The following is an 8,831-nucleotide window of genomic DNA, read 5'->3' on the forward strand; positions in this document are numbered from 1 at the left end:
AATGGCCTTCACTTCGTCGCGCAACCTTTCCTCTTCGGACCGGACGCTGGCGGGTCGCAGCAGCGCAAGGCCCAATTCCAGCAGCGGGCCGATCAAAGGCACCGCCGGCCTCACGGCACGCAGTCGCGTATGCGCGCCGATCAGGACGTTGTCGATGACGCTGAGATTGCCGAAGACGCGGCCGAGCTGGAAGGTGCGCGCGATGCCTTCGGCCGCGAGCCGTTCCGGCAAGAGACCGGTGATGTCCTGGCCTTCGAAGCGGACAGAGCCTGCATCGGGCCGGTCGAGCCCGGTCACGAGATTGAACAGCGTCGTCTTGCCGGCGCCGTTCGGGCCGATGATGCTGATGAGCTCGCCCCTGGCGAGGTCGAGATCGATCGCATCGACCGCTGTGAGGCCGCCGAAGCGGCGCGTCAGGCCGCGCAGGGACAACATGGGTGCGTGCCGCTCCGCCATCAGATCGTCCCCAACAGGCCCTGCGGCCTGAACCGCACGAGCAGCAGCAGCACGATGCCGTAGATCAGGATGCGGTACTCCGCCGCGATACGGAAGAGTTCGGGCAAGCCGACCAGTGCGACCGATCCAACGATGGCGCCGACGACGTTGCCGAGGCCGCCGAGAATGACGACCGTCAGCGCCAGGATGGATTGCTGCGTGTTGAAGGTCTCGTGATTGATGTAGGAATACAGATGCGCGGCGATGCCACCGCTGACGCCGGCGGCGAAACCGCCGAAGATGAAGGCCAGCGACTTGTAGCGGTTCAGGCTGAGGCCATAGGCACGCGCCGCGACGTCATCGTCGCGGATGGCGCGAAAGCTGCGGCCGAGATGCGAGGCGAGCAGCCGCCCCTGCAGCAGCGCCAGCACGAGCATCACCGCAAGGCTGAACCAGTAAACCGAGGACGGGCTGATCAGGTCATAGCCGAACAGCGACAGCGGCGGGATGCCGGAGATGCCGATCGGACCGCGCGTGACGCTCTCCCAATTCAGGATCACCAGCGACACGATCTCGCCGATGGCGAGCGTCGCGATCGAGACGTAGTGACCGCGCAAACGGAACGACGGCGAGATCAGCAGCGTGCCGAGCGCGGCACTCATCAGGCCGCCGCCGATGACGGCAAGGCCGACCGGGACGGCAAGCGTCAGCGACAGCAGCGCCGACGTATAGGCGCCGATCGCGAGCAGCGCGGCATGGCCGAGCGAGACCTGGCCGATCGTGCCCGCGACCAGAGTCAGGCTGAGCGCGAGCATGCCCAGCAGCCAGGCATTGATCATGGTCTGAAGCACGTAGAAGGAGACCGGGAAGAACGGCAGGACCGCAAAGACAGCAGCGAGGACCAACAGCACCCAGCGCGGAATGCGGACCGGACGGCTTGGCGCAATGAAGGTGCCGGTGAGCGGCTCGGGCGGGGCCTGCCGCGCGCTCGCGAACAGGCCGTTCGGGCGCAGCACGAGCACGACGACCAGCAGCAGGAACGCGAACAGATTGCGATAGCTGGTGCCGAACACGGCGACGCCGTAACTCTCGACCAGTCCGAGCAGCAGGCTGCCGATCACCGCGCCGGGCACGTTGCCGGCGCCGCCGACGACTTCGGCGACGACGCCCTTGAGCGTCGCCTGAAGGCTCATCGCGGTGTCGATCTGGTTGTAGTACATGCCGACCAGCATGCCGGAGACGCCGCCGAGCGCGGCCGCGATGCCGAACACCGCCTGATTGACGCGGTCGACGTCGACGCCCATCTGCATGGCGGCGTCGCGATCCTGCGCGGTGGCGCGCACCGCCCAGCCGAGCCTGGTGTAACGCAGGAATACGAACAGCAAGAGCGCGCTGGTGATGCCGACGCCGGCAATCAACAGGTCGAGCGGTCCGATGGTGCCGCCACCGAGCTGGAAACGGACGTCCGGCAGCTGGCTCGGCAGCGCCCGCGGATTGGGCGAGAAGGTCAGCATCACCAGCTGGTCGAGCACGAAGCTGATGCCGATGGTCGCGAGCAGCGGCGCGATCCGCACCGAGTTCTGCAGCGGACGCAGGCCGAACCGCTCGATGATCAGCCCGACCAGTGCGGCGGCCGCTGCCACCACGATGACGGTGAGCGGCAGCGGCGTATGCAGCTGCACCACCGCAACCCAGCCGATATAGGCGCCGACCAGATAGATCGAGCCTTGCGCGAAGTTGATCAGCCGGCTGACGCCGAAGATCAGCGCGAGTCCGACCGCAACGAGGGCATAGACATTGCCGACGATCAGCCCGTTGATCGTGTAGTCGAGCCAGGAAGACAAACGTGGGTCCCCGCGTGGAAATGAAAGCGGCCGGAGCGGATGCTCCGGCCGTCAGGTCAGGTCGGCTTGCCGTCCCAGAGCGCGAACTGGCCCTTGCGCACGACGAGCTCGGCATTCATGGCGCCCTTGACCCGGCGGCTCTCGACGTCGAACGTCGCCTTGCCGAAGATGACGCTCGAGACGTCCTTCACCTTGGCGAAGGCGTCGCGGACGGCGCGGCGGTCGGTGCCGCCGATCTTCACCACGGCAGCGGCCATGTTCATCGCGTCATAGGAATAAGCGTTGAAGGCGTCGGGCTCCTGCCCGTTGTACTTGGCCTTGAAGCCGGCGATGAACTTCCTCACCTCGGGCCTGGGATCCTGGGGAAAATAGCGCGTGCCGAGATGGACGTCCTCGACCGCCTCGCCGCCCAGCTCGATGAATTTCGGCGAGTAGACCGAGCTCGCCGCGCACATGACCTGCTTCAAGCCGACCTGGCGGGCCTGGCGCGCGATCAGCGCGCCGTCGGAATAATAGGAGATCAGGATCAGCCCGTCCGGATTGGCGTCGCGCACGCGCACCAGCGTCGAGCGGAAGTCGCGCTCCTCCGCGATGTAGCCCTCCGTCACCGCGATTTCGGCGCCAAATTCCTTGGCCGCCTTGACGAAATAGTCGCGGCTGGTGCGGCCCCAATCGGTGTTGAGGTGCAGCACCGCGAGCCTCTTCAGGCCGAGCCGCCTGACGGCATAGGACGCCAGCAGCGGCTGCTCGTCGGCCTGGCTGACGGAGGTGCTCCACATGAAGTCGCCGCCCTTGGTGAAGTCGGGGTGCGAATTGGTGAAGCCGAACTGCACGAGGCCACCGCGCTGATAGATTGGGGATGCCGCCATCGAGGCGGGACTCGAGAAATCGCCGAGCTCCATGACGATGCGGTGATCGGAGACGAATTTCTGGGCGATCGCCACCGACTGGCGCGGATCGCTCTGGCTGTCCTCGAACTGGTAGGCGAGCTTGCGCCCGTTGATGCCGCCGGCGGCGTGAATCTCGTCGAGGGCAAGATCAAAGCCCTGCTTCCACTGGGCGCCATATTGCGCGTTGGGTCCGGTCAAGGGACCGCTGACGCCGAGCAGGATCGGTTCGGAGGATTGCGCCAACGCGCTGCGCGAGAAGACTGCTCCCGCCATCATGGCGGCGAGAGAGCCCCTGACCAGGGTACGGCGATCGATGTTGCTCATGCACGGCTCCATCCATTCAATGTTGAAACGAGCAGCAATTCTTGTGCCGGTGAGATTGCCTTTTTCGAGGGCTCGCCGAGCGACAGCATCAGCCGGTTCGCCCAGTTGAAGAACGAGGCGCCGTTGATGACGTCGACGATCTCGGCATCGTCGAGGCCCGCACGGCGCAACTCCTCGACATTGTCGGGACCGAACGCGATCGGCGTCGCGGCTAGCGCCACGGACGCCTTGACCACGGCATTCCAGCGTTCGCCGAGATCTGCCTTGACGCCTTCGTCGAGCAGGCGCTGCACGTCGTCGCGGCGCCTGGAATAGGTGCTGGCAAAGCGCGCATGCACCGAGGCGCAGTAGATGCAGCCGTTGTGGCGCGAGGTTGCAGCCGCCGCGAGCTCGCGCTCGGCGCGCGGCAGGCCATCGGCCACGTTGTAGAAGATGTCCTTGTCGGTCCTGGTGCGGGCTTCCAGCACCTCGGGATCGCGCACCAGAAGGCGAAAATAGTCCGACTTGGCACGGGCGCGATCGACCAGGCCGGCGAAGTGCCGTTCGGTCAGCTCGGTCTCGGACAGCGGATCGATCCACGAGACCCAGCCGAGTTCGTCCTGGGTGAAGACGACGGGCGGATTGACGGTGCTCATGATGCAAGCTCCTGAGCGCTTGCCGCTGCGAGCGTGCGCAAGCCGCTGACGACGCGGACCTGGAACGACAGGAACGCAACGAGCTGGGAGAACGTGACGATGCCGGTCTCCGACCAGCCGGCGGCCAGCAGCGCCTTCATGTCGGCGGACGAGGCGTCACGCGGGCGGAACACCAGGAGATGCGCATGCTCCAGCGCCGCCGCGAGCCTCGCGCCGAGGACGGGCTTGCGCTCCGCGCCGACGCGATAGATCAGCCCGGCCTTGTTCTCGATCGACAGTGGGCCGGCCGGAAAGGCGCCGTACGGCCCGGACGTCCTGCCGCGCTCGATCTCGGCTGTGATCGCTTCGAGCAAGGGCGCTCCATCGGCATTCGCGGCAAGCTTCTCGCGATAGAAGGCGGCGACGGGTGACTCGCCATGGAGCCCGGTCACGAAGGCCGCGACCGCCGCGCGCTCGGACAGCGAGAACTCGCCCGAATCGATCGGCTCGAACAGGGAGAGATAGCTCTTCTGCGCGTTCTCGCGCGCCTGAAGACGACGCGCGCGGATGGCGTCGAGAGCCGATCCCGGCTCGATTCCGGCGAGCGTGTCGATGATATCCTGTGTACTCATCAGTCGGCCTCGTGCAACGCGATCATGTTCATGTCGTCTAAAGCGCGATGCGATTAGATGAATCGTCATCGCGCTGTAGGTTGTTGTTTAAGCATGATCTTTTCGGAAAACCGCTGCGCACTTTTCCGGATCATGCTCTAGCCCGCCAGCGCCACATCGGGCGCCGTCCGGGTCCAGCCCAGCGCCGGCGCGACCTTGTCGGCGACCAGCTCGATCGAGCGCAGCACATATGGATGCGGCGCATCCACCGAATGCACCTGGAAGACGAGATCGGTGACCCGCTCCAGCGTGGCATCCGTACGGAGCGAGGCGATCACCTCATCGGCGGCGCCGACATGGGTGTCAAACGCCGTGATCATCTCCTCCAGCGTCTCGCCCGGGGGAAGGTGACCGCCCTTCATGAATTGCGGCAGCGCGCGCCGCAGTCCGATGTCGGCGAGGCGCATCGCCTCACGATGGTCGTCGGCGACGAAGACGCTGCGCGAGGCCATGATGCGGGGCTCGCATCCCGGCGGTAGCGCTGCGAGATAGGCATCGATGATCGGGTTCTGGATCTCGGCGAGCGTGGCGTTCGACGCCTCCCTGGTGCGCGGCTGGGTGCGCGACAGCAACAGACCATCGCCGGCCTTGCCGGCCCGTGCACCGCCCGCGACCGAGAATGTCGCCTGCCAGATGCGCTTGTCCAGTTGCGGCCGCTGCGGATAGAGCGTGTCGCCGCCGTCGAGCGGCTTGCCGACCAAGGCCGTGCGGACGATTTCGAGATTGCGCGCAAAGATCTCGTTGCGCTGGGCGCTGTCGAGGCCGAAAGCGGCAAAGGCCGAGGGATTGCCGCCAGTGCCGACGCCGAGCTCGAACCGGCCGTTGCAGATGAGATCGAGCACCGCGGCGTCCTCCGCCACCCTCACCGCATTCTCCAGCGGCAGCGTGACGATGCCGGTGCCGAGGCGGATGCGCGACGTCTGGGCGGCGACGTAGCCGAGGAACGTGAAGGGCGACGGCAGGCCGCCCTCGCGCTCGTGGAAATGATGCTGCGCGATCCACGCGGAATCGAGACCCGCCTTTTCGGCGCGCACGATCTGCTCGGCCGCGAAGCGATACCGCTCGGCGGCCGGGGCCTCGTCGAGCAGCCGCGTGAAGAAGCCCAGGCGTTTCAGGTTTGCAAAGCGTTTCATACGACCCCTGTCGGGCGAGAAATGGCCACGACCCGATGATGTCGGTTGCCGCGGCTCCAGACAAGCGGGCATTGCGCAAGGCTCGTACGCAAGACTCATAGCAAGGCTCATACCCAAGGCTGCCCGCCGGATCGCCCTTGCATGGACTCTACGCAGGCAGATTGCCTACCAGCTCGGCAGCGCGGTGGAGAGAATCGGGGGGAGGCGAAACGACATCTTGGTCTCCACGGGTCTTGCTGCAACGGAACCGTATTCCCCTTTCTGCGCTGCGAAATCAATGAAAGGGAAATCCATATTGGCCGGCCATCGCGGGCAACCCTTCTCCAATCGGCTTCAAACGGGAAACGAATGCGGAGCGGCGGCAACGTGCACCACAAGCATGATGCGGATCGCGGCTAAGCGGTGCATGCCGCGCGCAGAGGTCGCGGAGCGGCGAAGACCGACGACACCCTCTTTGACTCCACTACGCCCGACATGCTGAGTTAGAGTGCGCGCAGCCGGTGACGACGTTTCTTCGCGAGGTGGAGGTCATCCGATGGACGAGAACGAAATCCGCGATCTGGTCGCGGAGGTGAAGCAAGGCACGCTGTCGCGACGCTCGTTCATGCGGACAATGGCCGCGGCTGGAATCGCAGCCCCGATCGCGGGCCAGGTCCTGGCGTGGCACGACGTCGCCATGGCGGACGCCACCCTTGCCTACAAGCCGACCAAGGCCGGCGGCGGCGGCGCGCTCAAGATCCTGCTCTGGCAGGCCCCTACCCTGCTCAACCCGCATTTCGCGCTCGGCACCAAGGACCAGATTGCCGCGCGCATCTTCTTCGAGCCGCTCGCCGGCTGGGACAAGGACGGCAATCTCATCCCCTGCCTTGCCGCCGAGGCCCCGACCAAGGCGAACGGCGGCCTTGCTGCGGACGGCATGAGCGTGATCTGGAAGCTCAAGCGGGGCGTCAAGTGGCATGACGGCAAGCCCTTCACCGCCGACGACGTCGTCTTCACCTGGCAGTACGCCGCCGATCTCGCGACCGCGGCCTACACCACGGGCTCCTACAAGGACATCAAGGTCGAGAAGATCGACGACCATGCCGTCAAGGTGATCTTCAAGGCCCCGACGCCGTTCTGGGCCGATCCGTTCGTCGGATCGGTCGGGATGATCCTGCCGAAACATCATTTCGGCGACTATGTCGGTGCGAAGTCGCGCGAAGCGCCGGGCAATCTGAAGCCGGTCGGCACCGGCCCGTACAGGTTCGTCGAGTTCAAGCCGGGCGACATGATCCGCGCGGAGCGCAATCCCGACTATCACATCAAGAACCAGCCGCATTTCGACACGATCGAGGTCAAGGGCGGCGGCGATGCGGTGTCCGCCGCGCGCGCGGTGCTGCAGACCGGCGAATACGACTTTGCCTGGAACATGCAGGTGGAGGAGGAGGTCCTCAAGCGCATGGAGGCTGGCGGCAAGGGCAAGCTCGACATCACGCCTTCGGGCAATGTCGAGTTCATCATTCTCAACACGACGGACCCGTGGACCGAGGTCGACGGCGAGCGCTCCAGCGTCAAGACCAGCCATCCGACGCTGTCCGATCCCGCCGTTCGCCGCGCGATCAATCTCCTGATCGACCGCGATTCGATCCAGAAGTTCATCTACGGCCGCGGCGCCGTCGCAACCGCGAGCTTCGTCAACGCGCCCAAGCAGTTCAAGTCGCCCAAGCTGAAATACGAGTTCGACATCGACAAGGCCAACAAGATCCTCGACGAGGCCGGCTGGACCAAGGGCGCGGACGGCATCCGCGAGAAGGACGGCAAGAGGCTCAAATACGTGTTCCAGACCTCGACCAACGCACCGCGGCAGAAGACCCAGGCCATCATCAAGCAGGCCTGCCAGAAGGCCGGCATCGAGATCGAGATCAAGGCGGTCACCGCCTCCGTGTTCTTCTCCTCCGACGTCGGCAATCCCGACACCTATTCGAAATTCTATGCCGACATGGAGATGTACAACACGACGCAGCCGCAGCCCGATCCGGAACGCCTGCTGAACCAGTGCGTGTCCTGGGAGATCGCCACCAAGGAGAACAAATGGCTCGGCCGCAACAACTCGCGCTACTCAGATCCCGAAGCCGACAAGGCCTACAAGGCCGCCCAGAACGAGCTCGATCCGGCCAAGCGCGCCGCGCTGCTGATGAAGGTCGACGAGACCTTCTGCGAGGCCAACGTGTTCCTGCCGCTGCTCTCGCGCCACATCGTCAACGCCAGCGTCAACAGCCTGATGGCCGACATCTCCGGCTGGGACACCATCACGTGGAATCTGGCGGCGTGGTATCGGAGCTGACACCCCTTCCACTGTGTGCTCCAGATCACAGCGGAATCACGCACCTTTCCTTATAAAGACCTGGCATGGCCGCAAACAAGGTAACGGCGGTACGCACGAGGCTGGGGAGACGATCAACAGCTGCGGACTTTGCGAAGCCGCCAGGGTGAAGAACCCGGCGGCTTCTCCTTCTCGCAGCGGACACGCAAGCGGGAGAGGTTCGAGCCAGCCCGCGGCAGTCGATTCAGCTCAAAGCCATCCGTTCGGGCTTGCCGGCCCGCTCCCACGAGCGATGCGCGTTCTCCTATGTCCTGCTCGGTCGACTCGGGCCATTGCACCTTCTGCTGAAGCACGGCCCCACCCTGGGGGGCATGGGGGCTTGGAGGCGGGGCCGCGCAGGCCAGTCATCGGCGGCGACGCTGGCCCGCAGGGTCAAGCGTCGACCATGTGCAAGGGTTCCTGCGCGCCCCGCCGGGGCGGAATCCATCCGGACCGGCGAACCTCCGGCCGGGCTCGGTTGTCAAACAGCGGCCACGCGGTCGCGCTCTCGCGGCGCATTCGCCCGAGCTTTGCCTGGTCTCTCCACCCTCTAAGCCAAGAGGGCGCAGGGAAGGCCGG

7 protein-coding genes are annotated in these 8,831 nt (G+C 65.5%); 1 reads left to right on the top strand and 6 read right to left on the bottom strand.

Going from position 1 to position 8,831, the window contains the following annotated elements; all coding sequences use genetic code 11:
- The 6 genes from IC50_RS34325 to IC50_RS34350 all read right to left on the bottom strand — a co-directional run.
- The coding region (locus IC50_RS34325; RefSeq protein WP_035715689.1) for an ATP-binding cassette domain-containing protein at window positions 1-456 on the bottom strand (456 nt) is incomplete at its 3' end.
- Complete coding sequence (locus IC50_RS34330; RefSeq protein ID WP_035715692.1) at window positions 456-2,279, bottom strand: ABC transporter permease; 1,824 nt, start codon at window positions 2,277-2,279, stop codon at window positions 456-458. The genes IC50_RS34330 and IC50_RS34325, both read right to left, overlap by 1 nt.
- Before the next feature lie 56 nt (window positions 2,280-2,335).
- Window positions 2,336-3,493, bottom strand: a complete 1,158-nt coding sequence (locus IC50_RS34335; protein ID WP_035715694.1) for an ABC transporter substrate-binding protein — start codon at window positions 3,491-3,493, stop codon at window positions 2,336-2,338.
- On the bottom strand, window positions 3,490-4,128 hold the full coding sequence (locus IC50_RS34340; protein WP_050991185.1) for an alkylhydroperoxidase domain protein: 639 nt from the start codon (window positions 4,126-4,128) through the stop codon (window positions 3,490-3,492). The genes IC50_RS34335 and IC50_RS34340 overlap by 4 nt, the downstream gene beginning before the upstream one ends.
- Window positions 4,125-4,739 (bottom strand): CMD domain protein, encoded by a 615-nt coding sequence (locus tag IC50_RS34345; protein ID WP_035715695.1) that lies wholly within the window; start codon window positions 4,737-4,739, stop codon window positions 4,125-4,127. Before IC50_RS34345 ends, IC50_RS34340 begins: the two co-directional genes overlap by 4 nt.
- Window positions 4,740-4,876: 137 nt before the next feature.
- On the bottom strand, window positions 4,877-5,911 hold the full coding sequence (locus IC50_RS34350; RefSeq protein ID WP_035715699.1) for a putative FMN-dependent luciferase-like monooxygenase: 1,035 nt from the start codon (window positions 5,909-5,911) through the stop codon (window positions 4,877-4,879).
- Between the two features lie 535 nt (window positions 5,912-6,446).
- Here IC50_RS34350 and IC50_RS34355 point away from each other — a divergent pair.
- Window positions 6,447-8,234 (top strand): peptide ABC transporter substrate-binding protein, encoded by a 1,788-nt coding sequence (locus tag IC50_RS34355; protein WP_035715701.1) that lies wholly within the window; start codon window positions 6,447-6,449, stop codon window positions 8,232-8,234.
- Window positions 8,235-8,831 lie beyond the last annotated feature (597 nt).

This window comes from Bradyrhizobium genomosp. I (2014) (assembly GCF_000261685.1).
In the GTDB taxonomy this organism is placed as follows: Bacteria; Pseudomonadota; Alphaproteobacteria; order Rhizobiales; family Xanthobacteraceae; genus Bradyrhizobium.